At 68.5% G+C, this 21,580-nt stretch carries 18 protein-coding genes; 9 read left to right on the forward strand and 9 right to left on the reverse strand.

Annotated features, from left to right (window positions below; genetic code table 11):
• Positions 1 to 10 precede the first annotated feature (10 nt).
• From K343_RS0105855 to K343_RS0105865, 3 genes are all read right to left on the reverse strand, one after another.
• The gene (locus tag K343_RS0105855) at positions 11 to 1,864 is read right to left on the reverse strand and encodes a nickel-dependent hydrogenase large subunit (RefSeq protein ID WP_028007256.1); all 1,854 of its coding nucleotides are present in this window, start codon (positions 1,862 to 1,864) and stop codon (positions 11 to 13) included.
• Positions 1,865 to 1,913: 49 nt separating this feature from the next.
• Positions 1,914 to 2,996, reverse strand: a complete 1,083-nt coding sequence (locus tag K343_RS0105860; RefSeq protein ID WP_028007257.1) for a hydrogenase small subunit — start codon at positions 2,994 to 2,996, stop codon at positions 1,914 to 1,916.
• A 300-nt stretch (positions 2,997 to 3,296) separates the two neighbouring features.
• Positions 3,297 to 3,572, reverse strand: a complete 276-nt coding sequence (locus tag K343_RS0105865; RefSeq protein ID WP_211226174.1) for a hypothetical protein — start codon at positions 3,570 to 3,572, stop codon at positions 3,297 to 3,299.
• A gap of 344 nt (positions 3,573 to 3,916) precedes the next feature.
• Here K343_RS0105865 and K343_RS0105870 point away from each other — a divergent pair, with 344 nt between their 5' ends.
• Positions 3,917 to 4,399 (forward strand): FKBP-type peptidyl-prolyl cis-trans isomerase, encoded by a 483-nt coding sequence (locus K343_RS0105870; protein WP_028007259.1) that lies wholly within the window; start codon positions 3,917 to 3,919, stop codon positions 4,397 to 4,399.
• A gap of 93 nt (positions 4,400 to 4,492) precedes the next feature.
• Here K343_RS0105870 and K343_RS0105875 read toward each other — a convergent pair whose 3' ends face one another.
• A complete protein-coding gene (locus K343_RS0105875; protein WP_028007260.1) occupies positions 4,493 to 5,245 on the reverse strand; it encodes a hypothetical protein in 753 nt (250 codons plus the stop codon).
• A 131-nt stretch (positions 5,246 to 5,376) separates the two neighbouring features.
• Positions 5,377 to 9,177 (reverse strand): methionine synthase, encoded by a 3,801-nt coding sequence (gene metH, locus K343_RS0105880; protein WP_028007261.1) that lies wholly within the window; start codon positions 9,175 to 9,177, stop codon positions 5,377 to 5,379.
• A 287-nt stretch (positions 9,178 to 9,464) separates the two neighbouring features.
• Between metH and K343_RS0105885 the strand changes: the two genes are divergently transcribed.
• The 7 genes from K343_RS0105885 to K343_RS0105915 all read left to right on the forward strand — a co-directional run bounded on the left by K343_RS0105885 (position 9,465) and on the right by K343_RS0105915 (position 15,244).
• Positions 9,465 to 10,613 carry an alkane 1-monooxygenase gene (locus K343_RS0105885; RefSeq protein ID WP_028007262.1) on the forward strand — a complete coding sequence of 383 codons (1,149 nt, stop codon included), beginning with the start codon at positions 9,465 to 9,467 and terminating at the stop codon, positions 10,611 to 10,613.
• A gap of 31 nt (positions 10,614 to 10,644) precedes the next feature.
• The gene (locus tag K343_RS0105890; protein WP_211226175.1) at positions 10,645 to 10,821 is read left to right on the forward strand and encodes a rubredoxin; all 177 of its coding nucleotides are present in this window, start codon (positions 10,645 to 10,647) and stop codon (positions 10,819 to 10,821) included.
• Positions 10,822 to 11,149: 328 nt separating this feature from the next.
• Positions 11,150 to 12,316 carry an alkane 1-monooxygenase gene (locus K343_RS0105895; protein WP_028007264.1) on the forward strand — a complete coding sequence of 389 codons (1,167 nt, stop codon included), beginning with the start codon at positions 11,150 to 11,152 and terminating at the stop codon, positions 12,314 to 12,316.
• A gap of 120 nt (positions 12,317 to 12,436) precedes the next feature.
• Positions 12,437 to 12,610 (forward strand): rubredoxin, encoded by a 174-nt coding sequence (locus tag K343_RS0105900; RefSeq protein WP_020647920.1) that lies wholly within the window; start codon positions 12,437 to 12,439, stop codon positions 12,608 to 12,610.
• Positions 12,610 to 12,924 carry a pyrimidine/purine nucleoside phosphorylase gene (gene ppnP, locus K343_RS0105905; protein WP_028007265.1) on the forward strand — a complete coding sequence of 105 codons (315 nt, stop codon included), beginning with the start codon at positions 12,610 to 12,612 and terminating at the stop codon, positions 12,922 to 12,924. Before K343_RS0105900 ends, ppnP begins: the two co-directional genes overlap by 1 nt.
• Before the next feature lie 30 nt (positions 12,925 to 12,954).
• On the forward strand, positions 12,955 to 14,430 hold the full coding sequence (locus K343_RS21155; RefSeq protein ID WP_051277993.1) for a chloride channel protein: 1,476 nt from the start codon (positions 12,955 to 12,957) through the stop codon (positions 14,428 to 14,430).
• A gap of 58 nt (positions 14,431 to 14,488) precedes the next feature.
• Positions 14,489 to 15,244, forward strand: a complete 756-nt coding sequence (locus K343_RS0105915; protein WP_028007266.1) for an SDR family oxidoreductase — start codon at positions 14,489 to 14,491, stop codon at positions 15,242 to 15,244.
• Between the two features lie 173 nt (positions 15,245 to 15,417).
• Here the strand turns inward: K343_RS0105915 and K343_RS0105920 are convergent, their stop codons facing one another.
• Entirely contained in the window at positions 15,418 to 17,199 is a 1,782-nt protein-coding gene (locus K343_RS0105920; protein WP_051277994.1) for a DUF885 domain-containing protein, read from the reverse strand.
• Between the two features lie 174 nt (positions 17,200 to 17,373).
• On the opposite strand from K343_RS0105920, the gene K343_RS23890 reads away from it, so the two are divergent.
• Positions 17,374 to 17,550, forward strand: coding sequence for a DUF3606 domain-containing protein (locus K343_RS23890; protein ID WP_084615718.1), 177 nt, complete (start codon positions 17,374 to 17,376; stop codon positions 17,548 to 17,550).
• Between the two features lie 33 nt (positions 17,551 to 17,583).
• Here K343_RS23890 and K343_RS25155 read toward each other — a convergent pair whose 3' ends face one another.
• The 3 genes from K343_RS25155 to K343_RS0105940 all read right to left on the reverse strand — a co-directional run bounded on the left by K343_RS25155 (position 17,584) and on the right by K343_RS0105940 (position 21,576).
• Positions 17,584 to 18,348, reverse strand: a complete 765-nt coding sequence (locus K343_RS25155; RefSeq protein WP_028007268.1) for a CatB-related O-acetyltransferase — start codon at positions 18,346 to 18,348, stop codon at positions 17,584 to 17,586.
• A gap of 404 nt (positions 18,349 to 18,752) precedes the next feature.
• A complete protein-coding gene (locus K343_RS0105935) occupies positions 18,753 to 19,499 on the reverse strand; it encodes a hypothetical protein (RefSeq protein WP_043112201.1) in 747 nt (248 codons plus the stop codon).
• 1 nt (position 19,500) lies between these two features.
• The gene (locus K343_RS0105940; RefSeq protein WP_020647912.1) at positions 19,501 to 21,576 is read right to left on the reverse strand and encodes an adenosylcobalamin-dependent ribonucleoside-diphosphate reductase; all 2,076 of its coding nucleotides are present in this window, start codon (positions 21,574 to 21,576) and stop codon (positions 19,501 to 19,503) included.
• Positions 21,577 to 21,580 lie beyond the last annotated feature (4 nt).

Here is a 21,580-nt window from a genome sequence, read left to right on the forward strand (position 1 = left end):
TCGACGGCGTTCAGCGCACGCGCACCTGCGTCAGCTCCTCACCCTGCGGCCCCATCACGTGCGTCGAGCAGGCGAGGCAGGGATCGAAGGAATGCAGCGTGCGCAGGATCTCGACCGGTTGCTCCGGATCGACCATCGGCGTGTTCATCAGGCTCGCCTCGAAGGCGCCGATCTGGCCTTTGACGTCGCGCGGGCCGCCGTTCCAGGTCGTCGGCACCACGCACTGGTAGTTCTCGATACGGCCGTCCTTGATGCGGATCCAGTGGCCGAGCGCGCCGCGCGGCGCGGCGACGGTGCCGACGCCCTTGGCCTCCTTCGGCCAGGTCGCCGGGTCCCATTTCTCGACGTTGGCGGTGGCGCGATCGCCGGCCTTGATGTTGTCGATCAGCTCGTGCCAGTCGGCGAGCATCATCTCGCCGCAGTACTGGCCTTCGAGCGCGCGCGCCAGCGTGCGGCCGATCGTCGTCGGCAGCAGCTGCTGCAGCGTGTAGTCGGTCTCCGGCAGGCCGAGCGCCTTCGGGATCGCGTGGTTGATCGCCTCAGCCGAGCTCTCGATCTGCTCCTTCGGGCGCTGCGCGTACGTGTTGCCCTGGCTGGCATGCGCGTAGGCGAGGATGTAGCGCGCCAGCGGGCCGACCTCCATCGCGTGACCGCGCCAGCGCGGCGACTTGATCCATGAATACTTCGCCGATTCGTCGATCTGCTCGATCTTCGTCCGCGTACCGGCGGTCTTCGGGCCGAGCTCGTAGTGCGGTTCGGTCACGCCGTCCCAGGGATGCAGGCCGCGCGTCTCGTCGGCGTACTGGTACCAGGAGTGCGCGACGAATTCCTGCACCTGCTCGGGATCGCGCGGATCGACCGGATGGATCTCGTTCCAGTTGCCGTTCAGGATCGCGCCGCCCGGCAGCTGGTCGGTGCTCTTGTCGTAGTTGAGCTTCGGGTACTCGCCGTAGTCGATGACGTTGGTCGCCGACAGGCCGCCGCCGTACAGCCAGCCGGCCTGCTTGTACAGCGTGCCGATCGCCAGCACGTCCGGGATGTAGACGTTCTTGTTGAACTCAATGATCTCGTCGATGCGCGCCTTGACGAAGTTCAGGCGCTCCATGTTGACCGGCGCGCCGGCGGCGAGATCGCCGTCGAGGTTGATCGCGCAGGGCACGCCGCCGACCAGATAGTTCGGATGCGGATTCTTGCCGCCGAAGATGGTGTGGATCTTCACCCACTCCTTCTGCAGGTCGAGCGCCTCGAGGTAATGCGTGACCGCCATCAGATTGGCTTCCGGCGGTAGCACGTAGGCCTTGCTGCCCCAGTAGCCGTTCATGAACGGCCCGAGCTGACCGGATTCGACGAATTTCTTCAGACGGTTCTGGATGTCGCGGAAGTAGCCGGGCGAGGACAGCGGATGGCTCGGCGACACCAGCTGCTGCAGCTCGCTGGTCTTCTTCGGATCGGCCTTCAGCGCCGAGACCACGTCGACCCAGTCGAGCGCGTGCAGGTGGTAGAAGTGCACCGCGTGATCGTGCACCTGCAGGGTCTTGGCCATGATCTCGCGGATCAGGTGCGCGTTCTTCGGAATGCGGATGCCGAGCGCGTCCTCGACGGCGCGCACGCTGGTCAGCGCGTGGCAGCCGGTGCAGACGCCGCAGATGCGCTCGACGAAGGCCCAGGCGTCGCGCGGATCGCGGCCCTTGAGGATGACCTCGAGGCCGCGCCACATCGTGCCGGTGGAAACCGCGTTGCGGATGACGTTGTGCTCGTCGACGTTGACCTCGCAGCGCATGTGGCCTTCGATGCGGGTCACCGGGTCGACGACGATGCGCCGGCCGCTGTTGTCGAGTTTGAAGCCCTGGGTTTCGTAGCTCATGGCGATTCCGTTGTGCGATGGCGACCGCGGTCAGCGCGGCCGCGCGGGCTCAGGTCGATTGGTGCGAACGCTCGTCGCGGCGGTCGGCCGCGCGCTTGAGCGCGGAGGCCGCCGCATGCGCAACGACGGCGGCACCGACGACGCCGGCGGCGGTCGCGCCGACCGTGTCGGCATTGGCCTCGACGCCGAACTGGTGAATGTTGGTCAGGCGGTCGTAGAACGAACCCTTGTCCCAGAAGCCGTCCTCGGAACAGCCGATGCAGCCGTGGCCGGACTGGATCGGGAAGCTGGTGCCCTCGTTCCAGCGCGTCGTCGAGCAGGCGTTGTACGTCGTCGGGCCCTTGCAGCCGACCTTGTAGAGGCAATAGCCGCGGCGCGCGTACTCGTCGTCGAAGTGCTCGACGAACTGGCCGGCGTCGAAGTGCGGCCGGCGATAGCACTTGTCGTGGATGCGCTGGCTGTAGAACATCTTCGGCCGGCCCTGGCGGTCCAGCTCGGGAATGCGGTCGAAGGTCAGCATGTAGGTGATGACGCCGGTCATCACCTCGGCGATCGGCGGACAGCCCGGCACCTTGATGATCGGCTTGTCGTGGATGACCTCATGCACCGGCGTCGCCCGCGTCGGATTCGGACGCGCCGCCTGCACGCAGCCCCAGCTCGCGCAGCTGCCCCAGGAGATGATGGCCTTGGCGTCGGTGGCGACGTGCTTGAGCTGCTCGACGAACGGCCGGCCGCCGATGATGCAGCTCATGCCGTCCTGATTGAGCGGCGGATTGCCCTCGACGGCGAGGATGTAGTTGCCCTTGTACTTGGTCATCACCTCGTCGAGGATCGCCTCGGCCTGATGGCCGGCGGCGGCCATCAGCGTGTCGTCGTAGTCGAGCGAGATCATCGACAGCACCGCATCCTTGGCCAGCGGATGCGCAGAACGGATGAACGACTCCGAGCAGCAGGTGCATTCGAGGCCGTGCAGCCACAGCACCGGCGTGCGCGGCTTGGTCTCCATCGCATGGGCGATCTGCGGCACGAAGGCCGGCCCCAAGCCCAGCGAGGTTGCCGTCAGCGAACAAAACTTGAGGAAGCTGCGCCGCGTGATGCCCTGGCGCCGCATGACTTCGTAGAACGTTTCCACGACCAACCCCTTATCCGTATTTGTGGTGCGGGTGGCAGCCGACTGATCACTGCAGCGGAACGCGCGAGCGCCGGCCATCTCCTGACAGCGCTTGGGGGCAAGATGCGTACCGCTTCCTGACAGGCCTGGAAGCTTTTAATTATTTAAATTTATTTCAACTACTTATAAGTAAATCTCTGGCCCCTTCCGAGAGCCGTGCGCAGCCGCGGCCGACGGCAACTGGAAAGCGTATTTCCAGTTCCGCAGCGCAAGTGAGCGGAAAGTTTCCGGCGGCCGTCGGGCGCGGCCGAGGGCCCGGACTCAGGCCAGCAAGCCGCCGATCAGAGCCCCGAGCAGCAGCGCGCCGACCTGCATGACGACCAGCGTCAGCGCGCCCATGCCGGCGACGATGCCGATCAGCGGCAAGCCGGCCAGCAGCGTGGCGAGGAAGAACAGCAACACGCCGACCAGCAGGCCCGGCAGCAGCGCCGCCAGCAGGGCCGCTCCGACCCCGCTCGTGACCTTGCCGCCGATGACGCCGGCGATCAGCGTTCCGAATCCCGGCAGCCAGCTCAGCAGGATGCTGAGCATCAGCATGACGGACATCCCCGCGGCGATGTCGCCGCGATGCGCATATGTAGCCATCCCAACCCCCCGAGTTCACATTCCATGTGACGGACTCTGCGGTCCTTGGCGCTCCGGGCCTGGCCTGTGTCGGCGTCCGGCTCCGGCGACTGCATCCCCTGCAGCGGCGCACCGCCTCAAGCGGCGCACGATGCGCGTTCCCCAGTTGCCGATCTTCGATCAGAACGCATCGCATCGGCAAGGCCGACGGCGCGCCGACGGGCGCTCCCCGTCCGCGCGGCGGCGCCCGCCGCGGCGGGCGTCCGGACCCTATCTGTTACCATGCCCGTCCGTTCAATCGCAGCCGTGACCGACTCATGGAAATCGCAGACCAGCGCGTCGCCTATATTCACTACACGCTTACCAACGACAAGGGCGAAGTGCTCGACAGCTCGCAGGGCAGCGAACCGCTCGCCTATCTGCACGGTGCCGGCAACATCATTCCGGGTCTCGAGAAGGCGCTCGCCGGCAAGAAGGCCGGCGACAAGCTGAACGTCAAGGTGACGCCGGCCGAAGGCTACGGCGAGCGCAGCGACGCGCTGGTGCAGCAGGTGCCGCGCCGCGCGTTCCAGGGCGTGACCGACATCCAGCCGGGCATGAGCTTCCACGCTCAGGGCGCAAACGGCCCGATGCGCGTGACCGTCACGCGCGTCGCGGGCGACATGGTGACGGTCGACGGCAATCACCCGCTGGCCGGCGAAAACCTCAACTTCGACGTCGAGGTCACGGAAGTCCGCGACGCGACCGCCGAGGAAATGACGCACGGCCACGTGCACGGCGCCGGCGGCCATCACCACTGAGCCGACGCCGTTCGATGGCGCGGCGTTTCTCCGCCGCATCAAGCAAAACGGGCGCCACTGGCGCCCGTTTTCGTTCCCGCCGGCATCCACCGCTCAGGGCACGGCCTGCTTGGCGAACTGGAAATCCCAATCGTCGCGCTGGCGGATCAGCCGCGAATCCTGGAACAGCACGAACGGCCGCGTGCGCAGTGCCTGGCCGACCGAGCTGGTCGACAGATCGAGACTGCTGGCGATGCGCAGCGGGCCGGCGACGTATTCGGAGCGCCCGCCCTTCTCGTGTCCGAGCTGCGGCCACTGCGCACGGAACAGCGGCCGGTAGGCGTCGGCATCCTTGGGCTCGAATTCGGCCTGATACAGACGATCGTTGAAGAACTGCAGTTCCAGCTTGCCGGGCTGGCCGAGATGCTGGTAGTCGTAGACCTCGATGATGTCGAGGTCGCTCGGCGGCAGACCTTCCGGCACCTTGGCGTGACGCGACGTCAGCTGCGGGTGATAGCCGGCGTCCTCGAGCAGGCGATGAACCTCGTCGGTGCCCTGATAGCTGCGGAACGGCGCGAAGAAGCGCACCCGGCGCGCCTCCGGCACGACCGCGGTATAGGCAGCCCGCACGTCGGCGGCGGTGATCGCCTCCTCCTCGACCACCAGATCGTCCGGCGAAAGCGCCGCCGGCACCGGCGATGTGGCCGGCACGGACCCCGGCAGCGGGGGCGGCGCCGGCTGCGGCCACCACCAGCGCAGGCCCAGCACGGCGAAGCCGAGCACGGCGAGCGCGATCAGCCAGCGCAGCGGCCGCCAGCGCGTCCACCACTCCGGCGGTTGGTTCGGTGAGCCCTGCTGTCCCGCCATCTGCGCACCTCCAGCGACTGCGCCTGCTGCCGATCCCGCGCCGCGCCGTGAGGGGCCGCGACGATCCGGCCGCGAGCATAGCGGACGGCCATGACCCGGCCTAGCCGCGGCGCCGGATCAAGGCGCCGGATTCAATCCTCCGGCTCGTAGCCGAGGTTCGGCGCCAGCCACTTCTCGGCCTCGGCGAGCGTCCAGCCCTTGCGGCGTGCGTAGTCGATGACCTGATCCTTGGCGATACGGCCGACGACGAAGTACTGCGCGGACGGGTGCGAGTAGTACCAGCCGGACACCGCGGCGCCCGGCCACATCGCCATGCTCTCGGTCAGGGCGATGCCGGCGTTCTTCTCGACGTCGAGCAGCTGCCACAGCGTCTGCTTTTCGGTGTGCTCCGGGCAGGCCGGATAGCCCGGCGCCGGGCGGATGCCGCCCGAGGTGCCGATGTACTGCTCGGCGATCAGCGCCGCGTTGTCGAGCGCTTCGTCTGCCGCGTAGCCCCAGAACTCCTTGCGCACGCGCTGGTGCAGGCGCTCGGCGAAGGCTTCGGCCAGGCGGTCGGCGAGCGCTTCGAGCAGGATCGCGCTGTAGTCGTCATTGGCCTTGCGGAAGGCGGCGACGCGCTCGGCGCAGCCGAGCCCGGTGGTGACGGCGAAACCGCCGACGTAATCGTGCAGGCCGCTCTCGCGCGGCGCGACATAGTCGGCCAGGCTGCGGTGCGGCACGCCGGGACGGTGCTCGCTCTGCTGGCGCAGGTTGCGCAGGCGCGCGACCTCGTGCACGTAGGTCTCGTCGCTGTAGATGGCGATGTCGTCGTCGTCGACGCGCTGCGCCGGAAACAGACCGATGACACCGTTCGCGCGCAGCCATTTCTCGTCGACGATCTTCTTCAGCATGAGCTGCGCGTCATCCCACAACTTGCGCGCGGCTTCCGAGGTCGCCGGATTGTTCAGCAAGTCCGGGAAACGGCCCTTGAGCTCCCAGGCGATGAAGAACGGCTGCCAGTCGATGTACTCGCACAGCTCGGCGAGCGGATAGTCGTGGAAAGTCTTCACGAATTGCGTCGCCATGTGATGGCGATGCTCGCAGGCCGCGCCCTGGCAGACGTCCATGGCCTGCTGCAGCAGCAGATGCGGGCGCGGCGGGTGGTAGCCGCGCCAGTCGATCGGCGTACGGTTGTCGCGCGCGTCGGCGAGCGGCACGAACTTCTCCCGGCGATCCTTGCTGGCGTGGCGCTCGCGGATCTGTTCGTAGTCGCGCCGCAGTTCCTCGACGAGCCGGGGCTTCTGCTGAGCCGACAGCAGCGCGGCAACGACCGGCACCGAACGCGAGGCGTCCTTCACCCACACGACCGGGCCGTGGTAGGCCGGATCGATCTTCACCGCCGTGTGCGCGCGCGAGGTCGTCGCGCCGCCGATCAGGAGCGGCACGTCGAAGCCCTGGCGCTCCATCTCCCGGGCCAGCGTCACCATTTCGTCGAGCGAGGGCGTGATCAGGCCCGACAGACCGATGATGTCGGCGCGATGCTCGCGCGCGGCGTCGAGGATCTTCTGCGGCGGCACCATGACGCCGAGATCGAAGACTTCGTAGTTGTTGCACTGGAGCACGACGCCGACGATGTTCTTGCCGATGTCGTGGACGTCGCCCTTGACGGTCGCCATGACGATGCGTCCGTTCGACTTCTGCACCTCGCCGGGAGCCTTCTCGGCTTCGATGAACGGAATCAGGTAGGCGACCGCCTTCTTCATCACGCGCGCCGACTTGACGACCTGCGGCAGGAACATCTTGCCGGCGCCGAACAGATCGCCGACCACGTTCATGCCTTCCATCAGCGGGCCTTCGATCACTTCGATCGGCCGCTGGCCGGCGGCGGAGAGCTGCGCGCGCAGCTCCTCGACGTCCGCTTCAACGAAAGCGTCGATGCCCTTGACCAGCGCGTGCGTGATGCGCTCGCGCACCGGCAGGCTGCGCCAGACCTCGCCGTCCGCGCCGTCGCCGGCCTTCTTCTCGGCGCCGTTGGCGCGGAAGCGCTCGGCGATCTCGATCAGGCGCTCGGTCGCGTCGTCGCGGCGATTGAGGATCACATCCTCGATGCGCGTGCGCAGTTCGGCGTCGATGTCCTCGTAGACCGGCAGCACGCCGGCATTGACAATGCCCATGTCCATGCCGGCGCGGATCGCATGGAACAGGAACACCGAGTGGATCGCCTCGCGCACGAAGTTGTTGCCGCGGAACGAGAACGACACGTTCGACACGCCGCCGGAGACTTTCGCGTACGGCAGGTTTTCCTTGATCCAGCGCGTCGCCTCGATGAAGTCGAGGCCGTAGCGGTTGTGCGCTTCGATGCCGGTCGCGACCGCGAAGATGTTCGGGTCGAAGATGATGTCTTCAGCCGGAAAGCCGACCTCGTCGACGAGGATCCTGTAGGCGCGCGCGCAGATCTGCTGGCGGCGTTCGAGCGTGTCGGCCTGGCCCTGCTCGTCGAAGGCCATCACCACCGCGGCGGCGCCGTACTTGCGGCACAGGCGCGCCTGCTCGACGAACTTGGCCTCGCCTTCCTTCATCGAGATCGAGTTGACGATCGGCTTGCCCTGCACGCACTGCAGGCCGGCCTCGATCACCTCCCACTTCGAGGAGTCGATCATGATCGGCACGCGCGAGATGTCGGGCTCGGATGCGATCAGGTTGAGGAAGGTGCGCATCGCGGCGACGCCGTCGAGCATGCCCTCGTCCATGTTGACGTCGATGACCTGCGCGCCGGCCTCGACCTGCTGGCGCGCGATCGCCAGGCCGGCGGCGTAGTCGCCGGCCTTGATGAGATCGCGGAACTTCGCCGAGCCGGTGACATTGGTGCGCTCGCCGACGTTGCAGAAGTTGATGGCGGGCGTGAGGTTCAGCGGCTCCAGCCCGGCGAGGCGCGCGACGCGCGCGACCTGCGCGGGCGCGCGCGGCGTGAGGCCGGCGACGGCCCGGGCGACCGCGGCGATGTGCGGCGGCGTCGTGCCGCAGCAGCCGCCGACGATGTTGACGAGGCCGGCGCGCGCGAACTCGCCGACGATCGCCGCGGTGTCCTCGGGCCGCTCGTCGTACTCGCCGAAGGCGTTCGGCAGACCGGCATTCGGATAGCAGGAGATGAACGTGTCGGCGAGCCCGGACAGCTCGGCGATATACGGACGCATGTCGCGGCCGCCGAGCGCGCAGTTGAGGCCGATCGCCAGCGGCCGGGCGTGGCGCACCGAGTTCCAGAACGCCTCGACGACCTGGCCGGACAGCGTGCGGCCCGAGGCGTCGGTGATGGTGCCGGAGATGATCACCGGCAGGCGCAGGCCGCGCACCTCGAACAGCGTCTCGCAGGCGAAGATCGCGGCCTTGGCGTTGAGCGTGTCGAAGATCGTTTCGATCAGCAGCAGGTCGACGCCGCCGTCGACCAGGCCACGCGCCTGCTCCAGATAGGCGTCGACCAGTTCGGCGTAGGTGACGTTGCGCTTGCCCGGATCGTTGACGTCCGGCGAGATGCTGGCCGTGCGGTTGGTCGGTCCCAGCGCGCCGGCGACGAAGCGCGGCCGCTCGGGCGTCGCGGCCGCGTCGGCGGCCTCGCGTGCGAGCCTGGCCGCGGCCAGGTTCATCTCGTAGGCGAGCGGCTCCATGCCGTAGTCCGCCAGCGAGATCTTCTGCGCGTTGAAGGTGTTGGTCTCGATGATGTCGGCGCCGGCGGCGAGGTACTCGCCGTGGATCGCGCGGATGATGTCCGGCTGCGTCAGCACCAGCAGGTCGTTGTTGCCCTTCAGATCGCGCGGCCAGTCGGCGAAACGCGCGCCGCGGTAGTCCGCCTCGCCGAGCTTGTAAGTCTGAATCATCGTGCCCATCGCGCCGTCGAGGACGAGGATGCGGCGCTGCAGCGCGTCGAGAAGCTTCTGGGCGGAGGGAAGCGAGGCCATGGCAGTCGTGCGGCAAGGTGGAAGCCGCGGAGTATATCTCTACATGCGGATAAGCGGATGGTCCTCACAACCGACCGCCGCCGCCGGTCACGACCGCCCGGACGCGCACCGGTGGCCCCGGCTTGGGCGCATCGCGTCATGAGCGGCGGGCGCGGACGCTGCGCGCCAGCCGCCTGACCAGACCCGCCTGACCAGACCCGCTTGACCTGAATTGAACGATCGGATAATTATAATTGAACGAGCGGTCAATTCAGACCGTTCCTTGCGAGGAATCTGGAGATCGAGTGATGAGCAAGTTACTTCCCGGCGCCTGGCGCGACGGCAAGCGTTACCTCTGGCTGCTGGGCATCGCGGCCATGGCTCTGCCGATGATCGGCGGGCTGCTGGCCGAGCACACCGGCCTGTCGCTGTTCTGGTGGTTCACGCCGCTGTTCATCTACCTTGGCGTGCCCCTGCTCGACGCGCTGGTCGGCGAGGACCGCAACAATCCGCCGGATGCCGTGGTTCCGGCGCTGGAAAAGGATCGCTACTACCGCTGGGCCGTCTACGCGGCGGTGCCGTTCGAGTACGCGAGCCTGATCTGGGGCGCATGGACGGCCGCCACGCAAACGCTGGCGTGGTGGGAGTATCTGGGCTTGGCGATCTCGGTCGGCATGGCGACCGGCATCGCCATCGCGATCGCCCACGAGCTGGGGCACAAGACCGATCCCTTCGAGCAGTGGCTCGCCAAGATCGCCCTGGCGCCGACCGGCTACGGCCATTTCTACTCGGAGCACAACCGCGGCCATCACGTGCGCGTGGCGACGCCCGAGGACCCGGCCTCGTCGCGCTACGGCGAGTCGTTCTATGCCTTCCTGCCGCGCACCATCGCCGGCGGCATCCGCTCGGCCATCGCCATCGAAAAGGCACGCATGGCGCGGCGCGGCCTGCCGTTCTGGAGCTGGCGCAACGACGTGCTCAACGCCTGGGCGATGACGCCGGTGCTGTTCACGGCGCTGATCGTCGCTTTCGGCTGGAAGGCGCTGCCCTTCCTGCTGATCCAGGCGATCTACGGCTTCAGCCTGCTCGAGGTCGTCAATTACCTGGAGCACTACGGACTGTGCCGCCAGAAACTGCCGGGCGGCCGCTACGAGCGCTGCCAGCCGACGCACTCCTGGAACAGCAACCACGTGTTCAGCAATGTGTTCCTGTACGGCCTGGAGCGGCATTCGGACCATCACGCCAATCCGCTGCGCGGCTACGAGGCGCTGCGCCATTTCGACGGTAGCCCGCAGCTGCCGAACGGCTACGCCGGCATGATCCTGCTCGCTTACTGCCCGCCGCTGTGGTTCGCCGTGATGAACCCGAAGGTCCGAGCGCATTACGACGGCAACTTGAGCCTGGCCAACGTCAAGCCGAGCCTGCGCGCGCGACTGCAATTGCAGGGCGCGGCCTGAACCCAACCCCGAACCGGACATGGAGACGAACATGCGCAAATGGCGCTGTGTGATCTGCGATTTCGAATACGACGAAGCCCTGGGCATGCCGGACGAAGGCATCGCCCCCGGCACTCGCTGGGAGGATGTGCCGGAGAGCTGGTCGTGCCCGGACTGCGGCGCACCCAAGGCCGAGTTCCAGATGGTGGAAGTGGCACAGGCGGCCTGAGGGCGCCGCCGGGCCGCCGAGACCGCCCCGCCGCGCGCCGTTCGTCCGGCCGATTGAGCCACGCATCCCGCCCGCGCGCCGGCCGGCCGGCGACGGCCTTAAGGTGGAGTCTCAGCGGTCGCCCCGGCGCCGCTATCCGTTCCCCCAACCCGGATTTCCCCAACCTTTCCGGGTTACTGAGGGCCAGACTGCGGTCTGGCCCTTTCTTTTTCCCGCCTCACCTTCCCGGCCGCGCCGAATCCCGCACCGCCACCGTTTGACGGCAATTGAACGGTCGGATAATTTCCGCCTGAACGAGCGGTCAATTCCGGTACGGAGGAGAGAGACGATGAGCACGGCAACCCTGGCGCCGGTCTGGCGCGACAGCAAGCGTTATCTGTGGCTGTTCGGCGCGGCGATCATGCTGGTGCCGATCCTCGGCGGCCTGCTCTACGAAGCGACCGGCTGGGCCGTCTGGTGGTGGCTGGGCCCGCTGTTCGTCTACGGCGTCATCCCGGTCGCCGACTGGCTGGTCGGCACCGACACCAACAATCCGCCCGACGAGCTCGTGCCGACCCTGGAGCGCGACCGTTACTACCGCTTCGCCGTGTATCTGGCCGTCCTCACCGAGTACATCGCCGTGGTCTGGGGCGCCTGGACCGTCGCCCACGGCAATCTGGCCTGGTACAACCTCGTCGGCCTGACGATCACGATCGGCATGGTCACCGGCGTGTCGATCAACACCGCGCACGAGCTCGGCCACAAGACCGACAAGCTCGAACGCTGGCTCGCCAAGTTCGCGCTCGGCCCGGTCGCCTACGGCCACTTCTTCGTTGAGCATAACCGCGGCCATCACGTGCGCGTGGCGACGCCGGAGGACCCGGCCAGCTCGCGCTTCGGCGAAAGCTTCTACGCCTTCCTGCCGCGCACCATGATCGGCAGCCTGAAGTCCGCCTGGGAGCTGGAGCGCAAGCGCCTGGCACGCCAGAACCGCAGCGTCTGGTCGATCCGCAACGAGAACCTGCAGGCCTGGGCGATCACCGTCGTGTTCTTCGGCGCGCTGACCGCCTGGCTCGGCTGGATCGTGCTGCCGTTCCTGCTGATTCAGGCGTTTTATGGCGCCTCGCTGCTGGAAGTCGTCAATTATCTGGAGCACTACGGCCTGAAGCGCCAGAAGCGCGCCGACGGCAGTTACGAGCGCTGCCGGCCGGAGCATTCCTGGAACAGCAATCACGTCGTCACCAACGTGTTCCTGTATCACCTGCAGCGGCACTCGGACCATCACGCCAATCCGACGCGCTCGTACCAGGCGCTGCGCCACTTCGAGGAAGCGCCGCAGCTGCCGTCCGGCTATGCGTCGATGGTCGTGCTGGCTTACCTGCCGCCGCTGTGGTTTAAAATCATGAACCCCAAGGTCGTCGCCCATTATCGGGGCGACATGCGCCTGGCGAACATCCAGCCGTCGCTGCGCGACGCGGTGCTCGCCCGGTACAGCCGCAGCGCCGCGGCGGGTTGATCCACGAGTTCCCCGCGCGACGACGCGCGAGCCCATCGTCGCAGGCGGCGCATCGGCTAAGATGCGCCGCCTTTTTTGTGTCCACCCGGTCCGGTCCGATCCGGAAGAAACGAGAGTGTTATGCCGTTCAAGAAGTGGCGTTGCGTGATTTGCGACTACGTGTACGACGAAGAGCTGGGAGCGCCGAACGACGGCATCCCGCCGGGCACGCGCTGGGCCGACGTGCCGGATACCTGGACCTGCCCGGACTGCGGCGCGTCCAAGGCCGATTTCGAAATGGTGGAAATCGACTGATGACCGCCCAGTTCGACAACGTCGCCGTCGTCAAGAAGGCCAATGTGTACTTCGACGGCAAGTGCGTGAGCCATACCGTCGTGCTCGCCGACGGCACGCGCAAGTCGGTCGGCGTGATCCTGCCGTCGACGCTGACCTTCGGCACCGGCGCTCCCGAGCGCATGGAACTGCTCGAAGGCCGCTGCCGCGTGAAGCTGGCCGGTGCCGGAGACTGGACGGAGTACCATGGCGGCCAGTCCTTCGACGCGCCCGGCAACTCCTCGTTCGACATTGAAACGCTCGAAACCCTGCACTACGTCTGCCACTTCGGCTAGGAGCCGGGGACGCGGGCCGGAAGGCCTGCGGTGAGCACTGGCGGCCGCTGGCGCTGGCGGCTCGCCCGCCATTGGCTGCTGTGGCAGCCGCGCGTGCGCTACTGGTCGGCGGCGGCCGGCATCGGCCTTGCCGCCGCGCTGTTCGCGCGAGGCGCCGACTGGGCGCACGCACGCATCACCGAATGGACGCAGTGGCTGCCGCTGCTGTCGCTGCTGCTGGCGCCGCTCGGCCTCGTCGCCATCGTCGGCCTGACGCGGCGCTACGCGCCAAGCGCCGCCGGCAGCGGCATTCCGCAGGTGCTCGCCGTCCTGCAGCACAAGGACGCGGCACTGCGCAAACGCATGCTGGCGCTGCACATCGCGCTGCTCAAGCCGGTGCTCGCGGTCGGCGCCATCCTCTGCGGCGCGTCGATCGGCCGCGAAGGTCCGACGGTGCAGATCGGCGCCGCGATCGCCAACCTCGTCGCGCCCCGCAACAAGCTGAAGATCCAGCGCAGCCTGGTGCTCGCCGGCGGCGCGGCCGGCGTCGCCGCCGCCTTCAACACGCCGATCGCCGGCATCGTCTTCGCGTTCGAGGAACTGGCGTCGAGCTTCGAGGAAAAGGCCAGCGGCACGCTGCTGATGCTGGTCATCATCGCCGCGATGGTGGCGATCGCGATGCTCGGCGACCGCGTCTATCTCGGCATCGTCGACACCCGGATCGACACGCTCGAACAATGGCGTGCAGTGCTGATCTGCGGCCTTGCCGGCGGCCTCTGCGGCGGCCTGTTCAGCCGCTCGCTGTTCGCCGGCACGCGCGCCGCGCGCCACTACCTGCAGCGCATCGGCCTGCGCTGGGTGCTGCTCTGCGGCCTGCTCGTCGGCCTGATCGGCATCGTCTCGTCCGGCGCCACTTACGGCAGCGGCTACGGCGAGACCCGCGCGCTGCTGGACGACGCCGGCGCCGTATCGCCCTGGTTCCCGCTGCTCAAGGGTCTGGCGACCTGGGTGTCCTACGTCAGCGGCGTACCCGGCGGCATCTTCTCGCCGTCGCTGGCGATCGGCGCGGGCCTCGGCGCCGACATCGCCCCGTATCTCGGCTTCGCCCCGGCCGCGGCGGTGGTGCTGCTGACGATGGCGGCCTACTTCGCCGGCACCACCCAGGCGCCGCTGACGGCGGCGGTAATCGTCGCCGAAATGACGCTGGGCCAGCGCATGATCCTGCCGCTGATGGGCGCCGCGCTGCTCGGCGCCGGCACCGCCAAGCTGGTCTGGCGCAACTCGCTCTATCACGCGCTGATGCACGACCTGCTGACGCCGCCACCGGCGCCGCCGGCCGAGCCGGTGCCGGTGCCGGCGTCGGCGTCGGCGTCGGCGGCCCCGCGGGCCGAAGCGGACACCGCCACGACCCCGACCATGGCCGCCGTCGCCGCAGCCCCGGCGTCCGTGGCCGAGCCCGCCGCGTCTGGCGAGGCCCCCGCAGAGCCCACAGCCCAGGCGCCGGCCGGCGAACCGCCGCGCTCCTGAAGGCAGCGCGCCCGTCGGCAGCGTGTACGATGCGGCATCGACCTTCCGCACCCTGCCGATGCCCGACTTTTCGCTGAACGCCCGCGTTGCGCTCGTCACCGGTGCCACGCGCGGCCTCGGCCGTGAAATCGCCCTGGCGCTCGCCGCGGCCGGCGCGCATGTGCACGTGCATGGCCGCGACCTCGCCGGCGCGAAGCCGGTCGTCGATACCATCGTCGCGCGCGGCGGCCGCGCCAGCGCCGCCGTCTTCGCACTGGACGCGCCGGATGCCTTCGACGCCGCCTTGCAGGCGATCGCCGACGCGCACGGCCGCTTCGACATCCTCGTCAACAACGCCAGCGTGCGCGACCGCCGCCGTCTCGCCGAACTCGACGTGGGCGCGCTGCGCCGCGTGCTCGAAGTCGATCTGGTGGCACCGTTCCAGCTGGCGCGCGCCGCGGCCCGGCACCTGACCGGCGGCGGCCGCATCATCAACATCACCTCGATCGCCGGGCCGATCGCGCGTGCCGGCGACCCCGCGTACACGGCCGCCAAGGGCGGCCTCGACGCGCTGACGCGAGCGCTGGCCGCCGAACTCGGCGCGCAGGGCATCACCGTCAACGCCGTCGCGCCGGGCTACTTCGCCACTGAAGCGAACGCGGAAATGGTCGCCGACCGCGAGATCGGCGACTGGCTGGCGCAGCGCACCTCGCTCGGCCGCTGGGGCGAGCCGCCGGAGATCGCCGGCGCCGTCGTGTTCCTGGCGTCGCCGTCGGCCTCGTACATCACCGGCCAGACGCTCGCCGTCGACGGCGGCTATCTCGCGCACTTCTAGAAGCCGCGCCGCAAGATCACGCCACGGCCGGGCTTAGGAAGCTCCGTCATCGCGAGGCCGCACAGCGGCCGCGGCGCATCCGGATGTGCCACTTGCGCAGGGCGCTACTGGATGGCTTCGTCGCCTGCGGCGCCTCGCCATGACGGAACAGGGATTTTTCAGCCCTTAGGCTTTCAGAACAGCTTGCCGTCGTCGGCCTTGCCGAGCATCCGTTCGCGCACCAGCGGAATCGGCGGGCCGCCGTACGACAGGAACTGGTCGTGGAAGGCCTGCCAGGCGGCGCGGCCGCCGCGCGTCGCGGTCCAGTCCTCGCGCAGCTTCACGATCATCAGCTTGCCGAGCGTGTAATTGAGATAGGCCGGATCGTAGGTGCCGCGCGCCGCCTGCTGACGCGCGTTGCCCGGATCCTGGAAAGCCTGCTCGCGGAACATCGTCTCGCAGTCCGGCACGCTCAGGCCCTGCGTATGCAGACCGATCGCGCAGAGGAAGCGCACATTGCGCAGCAGCGCATTGCTGAGCTGGCCGATGTGCACGGCCGGATCGCCATTGCCGAGCCCGGCGTCCCACATCATTTCCTCGGCGTAGTGCGCCCAGCCCTCGGCGAACGCGTAGCCGACGAACAGGCGGCCGAACGCCGACGGCGAGCGGTTGGAATGCAGGAACTGCAGGAAGTGGCCGGGCCAGACCTCGTGCACGGAGGTGAACAGCAGATCCGCCTTCGCCGGAATGTAGGCCTGCTGATCGGCCGGCGACCAGCTCGGGTCCGGCGGCGCTATGTAGTAGACCGAGGGCATGCCCTTGTCGAACGGTCCCGGCACGTCGATATAGGCCGAGTTCGAGCGGTTGTAGGCCGGCGCCTCATTGACCAGCGCGCGCTCGTCGCTCGGCACGCTGACCAGCTGGTGATCGACGACGAACTGGCGCAGCGCGACCAGCTGGCGCCGCGCCTCCTCGACCGGACCGTCGGCCGGCTTGTCGCGATTCGCCCGATCGAGGCAGGCGTGCACGTCGCCGTCCGGCAGGTACTGCGCGCAGGCGGCCTTCAGCGCCGCGAGATTGCGGGCCAGATCGCGGCGGCCGACCGCTTCGAGTTCGGCGAGCGGCGTCGTCACGCGCTCGGTGGCCTGCAGCATTTGCGCGAAGCGCGTCGCGCCGAGCGCGAAATCCTGGTTCGCGGTCGGTAGCTGCGCCTTGAACGCGTCGGCGAGCGACTGCATCGCCGCCGACGCCGCGGCCAGCGCGCGTTCGAGCTGGACCTGCAGCGCCGGGTCCTGCACGTCCGCGAAGATCGGCCGCACGTCGTGGGCGAAGAAGCTCGCGTAGCCGCCGAAGCTGTCGATGCCGAGCTCGACGTAGGTCCGCGGCAGCGGCCCGCGCAGGTTGTCGCGGATCTGCCGGGCGGCGCGCGGCAGCCGGTTGGCGTAGGCGATGAAGGCCTTGAGGCGGACCGCTGCCGGTGCGTACGGCCGCGTCAGGTACACGCTGGGATCGAGCGTGCCGATGTAGAACGCCGGGTTGCGGAACGGCTGGCCGGCGTCGCGCAGCCAGAACAGATCGCCGTCGATGCGCGCCAGCAGGTATTCGCGCTCGAAGCGCTGCGTCTCATCCAGCGCCGCCGGCCGGAACGCCGCGGTGCGCGCGCGCTGCGTTTCGAGCCAGGCGATGTTCCGGCGGATCGCCGCCGCGCTCCAGTCCGGCAGCTGGCCGTCGTAGTCGTGCCGGCCCTGGCTGACCGCGAAGCTCGGGTTGGCGGCGAAATAGCCCTCCTCGAAGCGCTGCAGGTGCGCGCGCCAGTCGGCTTTCTGCCCGGCCGCGACGGCCGCCTGACTCGCCGCGTTGGCCGCGCCGGCGTCCGTCGCCGTCTGCGCATCGGCAGAGCGGCCCGCCAGCATGCTGGCGACCGCGAGCGCCGCGATCGTCGATCGCAAGGCCCAAGACATCGGGGAACGCGACATGGGGACTCCTTCAGCCGGGGGCACGAGCGGCCATCCTAACCGTCGCACACGGCGCGTACAGGTGTGAAACTCCTCAGCCCCGCCGCACCGGCAGCAGCCGCGATTCAGGCCCGAGTCACGCGCCGGCGCCGATGCTCGCGACTCCGCCGTTCACGGCCCCGCGAGGAGAACGCCATGACCGATCGGCCCGAACCGCATCCGTCATCCGAAAGCCGGCGCATCGACCTGCAGAAGCAGGACGAGCTGCGCTACTGGACGCAGACGCTCGGCGTCAGCGAGGAACGCCTGAAGCAGGTGGTCGAGCACATCGGCCCGTCGCTACAGGCGGTCCGCAACGCGCTCGGCCGCTGAAGCGGCCGGCGCCTCGGCGCGAGCCGATCCCGCTCAGGCGCCCTGAAGCTCGGCGAAGTACAGCGGCGCCGCCAGCTGCTCGGCCTGCATGCCGTGCGGCGTCTGGCGCAATTTGTACGTGCGCGGCTGCAGCGGCTTGAGCTCGCCGAGCGCCAGCTTTTCCTCGAAGAACGCCAGCGTCGGTTCGACCTCGCGGAAATCGACGTCGCGCTTGAACGGCGCGAGATCGTACTTCCACCATTCCAGCGCCAGGAAGCGCTCGACCAGCCGGTCCGCGAAGCGCATGCGCAGCACGCGCGCCGGCGCGCCAACGACCATCGCGTACGCCGGCACGTCCTTGGTGACGACGCTGCGCGCGCCGATCACGGCGCCGTCGCCGATGCGCACGCCGCGCTTCACGAAGGTGCCGGCGCCGATGTAGGCCTCGTGGCCGATGTAGGTCTCGCTCGGCACCGTCTCGACGTACGACGGGCCCGGCTGCTCTTCGGGCCCGAGCCGCGCGAACTCCTCGAACTGGTAGATCTTCGGCATATAGCGCGGCCGCGTGAACGCGAACGGATGCGAGCTGAACCAGTCCATCGGATGTTCCGGCGGACCGAGCACCGAGCCCTCGCCGATCTGCGAGTAGCGGCCGAAGTGGCAGCGGTACGCGCTGGTGCGCCCCGCCGAATTGAAGAATGCGAAGGCGCCGGCCGTGCAGTCCTTCAGCAGATGCCCGTAGATGTAGGCCGGCCGCTCGTAACGCAGGCTGCCGACGATACCGCCGCCGCCGAGCAGGCCGAGCGCCTGAGGATCCACGCCGCCGGCCGCTGCTCCGCTGTCATCCATGACCATGTTGTCAGAAAAGAGTTGGGGGATTTCGCCGCGGCGCTGCCGCGGGTGCCGGGATTATCCTGATCCCCGCTCCCGCAGTCTGTGCGCCGGACCCGCCGGGCTCGGTACGAAAACGCGTATACCGGCGCAATCACTATGCCAAGCCAGCCGCGCGCGGCGATCGCGGCGCCCGCCCGATGGTGTGGGTGCGGCGACCAATGGTGACGGCTTGCTCGTTGCCGTGAAGTAGCGAGGAACTGGCTAGCCGATGCGATGCCGGCTTGCGCCGACTGCGCGACCCTGATGCGCGTGCGCGGCCTGCATTCGATGCATCGGTGGGCTCAATACGGCTTCACCTCTAGCACCAAGTCAGCCAACAGAAGTCCCGCTCATCCGCACTTCGAATACCCGCAGTCCAGGCAGGTCGGACAGCCGTCCTTCATCACCATTTCGCCGCGGCATTGCGGGCAGGGGTCGGGCAGGGCGAAGGCGGCGAGCGCCGATTCCGGCTGCGGCTCGCCGGGGCTCGGATTGTCGAGCGGCAGTGCGTCGCGGAAGCGGCGCAGCTGCGCGTAGCGGGTGGCGAGTTCGTCGAGGGAACGCTCGACACCGTAGGCATCGAGATAGCCGCGCTTCTGCAGCTCCTGCTCCATCGCCCAGGCGATCGCCGCGACTTCGGAATCGTGCACCAGGCCCTTGCCGCTCTTGCTCTTGCCGTACCAGACCGGGCCGCGGTCCCAGGACACCTTGCGCAGATCGGCGAGCGCCTTGACGACGAAGCCGCCGCGCGCGGCGAGCGACAGCGTGCGCATGGTCGCCGACACCCACTGGTGCTCGGCGGCGGTCTGCCCGGCCGGCACGAAGAACTCCAGCGGGCGCTCGATGCAGATCGGCTCGCCGTTGCGCCGTCCGCAAACGACGCCGAAGCCGATGACGAAATAAAGCGTCTTGGTGCCGGTCGCCGAAGTCAGGTTGATCTTGGTCGTCACCGATTCCCAGCTGCCTTCCTCGCGCCGGTCGATGCGCAGCGTGCGCGGATCGACGTCCGGCGCCACATCGTTGGCGGGCGCGGCGCGCGCCACCGACCAGCCGACGATCTTCTGCGCGATATGCGTGGGCTTCTTCGTTTCGGCCATGTCAGAGTTTCCCGTAGAACCCTTCCTTGAGGGCGTCGTACAGATTGGCGGCGGTATAGGTGGCGCCTTCGTATTCGACCGGCGCGTCGCCGCTCAGTTGCACGTGGCTGCCGTCGGCGAGCTTGAACTCGTAGACCGTGGCGGCGAGGTCCGACTCGCGCACCAGCACGCCCTGATGCACTTCCGGATTGAAGCGGAACGTCGTGCAGCCCTTGAGTCCCTGGCCGATCGCGTACAGATACAGATCCTTGAATTCCTCGAAGGCGATGTCGCTCGGCACGTTGATGGTCTTCGAGATCGACGAGTCGACCCAGGCCTGCGCGGCGGCCTGCACGTCGACGTGCGCCTTCGGCGCGATCGCCGCGGCGGCGGCGAAGGCCGGCGGCAGGTTCTCGGCATCGACATCGGCGTCGACCAGCGCGCGGTAGGCGAGCAGCTCGAACGATTCCATGCGCACCGCGCGCTTGGCCTTCTCGCCGGGCACGATCAGGTTGCGCACATAGCTGTGCGCGAACGAGGGTTCGATGCCGTTGCTGGCGTTGTTGCCGACCGATGCGGCCATCGTGCCGGTCGGCGCGATCGAGGTCGCGTGCGTGAAGCGCGCGCCGGTCTCGGCGAGCTGCGCGACGAGCTCGGCATCGAGCGTGGCGATGCGCTGCAGGTGCTGCGAGTAGCGGGCGTGCAGCACGCGCGCCGGCAGGCGCTCGCCGGGCTGCAGGCCGTCGCGCGCCAGCGCCGGGTTCTGCACGAAATGGCGCGGCGTCAGCTCGACGGTTTCGGTCAGCGCCGGCGCCGGCCCCTTCTCGCGCGCCAGCTCCAGCGCCGCACGCCAGTTCTCGAGCGAGAGCCGCTGCGTGACCTGCGTGGTGAAGGCCAGCGACGGAGCCGAGCCATATTCGTGGCCGAGCAGGGTCAGCGCCGAGCCGAGCCCGAAATAGCCCATGCCGTGACGGCGCTTGCTGAGAATCTCGGCGCGCTGCTCGGGCAGCGGCAGGCCGTTCATCTCGCACACGTTGTCGAGCATGCGCGCGAACACGCGCACGACGCCGGCGTAGGCATCGAAGTCGAAATGCGCCTGCGCGCTGAACGGCCGGCGCACGAAGGCGGCGAGGTTGACCGAACCGAGCAGGCAGGCGCCGTACGGCGGCAGCGGTTGCTCGCCGCACGGATTGGTCGAGCGGATCTCCTCGCTGAACCACAGCGGGTTCATGCGGTTGCACTCGTCGATCAGGATGAAGCCCGGATCGGAGTAGTCGTAGGTCGAACGCATCACCAGATCCCACAGCGCGCGGGCGCGCACCGTGCGGTAGATGCGGCAGCAGGTTTCACCGCGCTCGTTGACGGTATGCAGCGGGTCCTGACCGGGCCAGCGGCGCCACAGCGTCGGCTGCTCGCCGAGCTCGTGCTGGAAGGCCGGAAACACCAGCGGCCAGTCGGCATCGTCGCGCACCGCCTGCACGAAGGCCTCCGACACCAGCACCGAAAGATTGAACGCGCGCAGGCGGCCGTTCTCGCGCTTGGCGGTGATGAAGGATTCGATGTCCGGATGGCTGATATCGAGACAGCCCATCTGCGCGCCGCGCCGGCCGCCGGCGCTGGACACGGTGCGGCAGATCGCGTCGAACACGTCCATGAACGGCATCGGCCCGGAGGTCGTCGCGCCGGCGCCGGCAACATAGGCGCCGGCCGGACGCAGCGTCGTGAAGTCGTAGCCGATGCCGCAGCCGGCCTTCAGTGTCAGCGCCGCCTCGCGCGCGGCGTCCATGATGCCGGCCATCGAATCGCCGATCGTGCGCGACACGGTGCAGTTGATCGTCGAGACGTTCGGCTTGACGTTCTCGGCCCCGGCGTTGGCCATGATGCGACCGCCGGGAAAGGCGTAATGCAGCGCCCGGTAGAACGGCTCCTCCCAGCGCGCCGGCTGCGCCTCGACGGCGGCTAGCGCGCGCGCCAGACGGCGGCGCATGGCGTCGAGATCCTCGCCCGGCAGGAAGTACTTGGATTCGGCGATCGCCGCCGCGGCGGTCTGCAGCGGCAGCGGGGGAAGATCCGACAGGGTGACATCGCGTGGCTTCAAGACG

This window comes from Solimonas flava DSM 18980, assembly GCF_000426685.1.
Classification (GTDB): Bacteria; Pseudomonadota; Gammaproteobacteria; order Nevskiales; family Nevskiaceae; genus Solimonas; species Solimonas flava.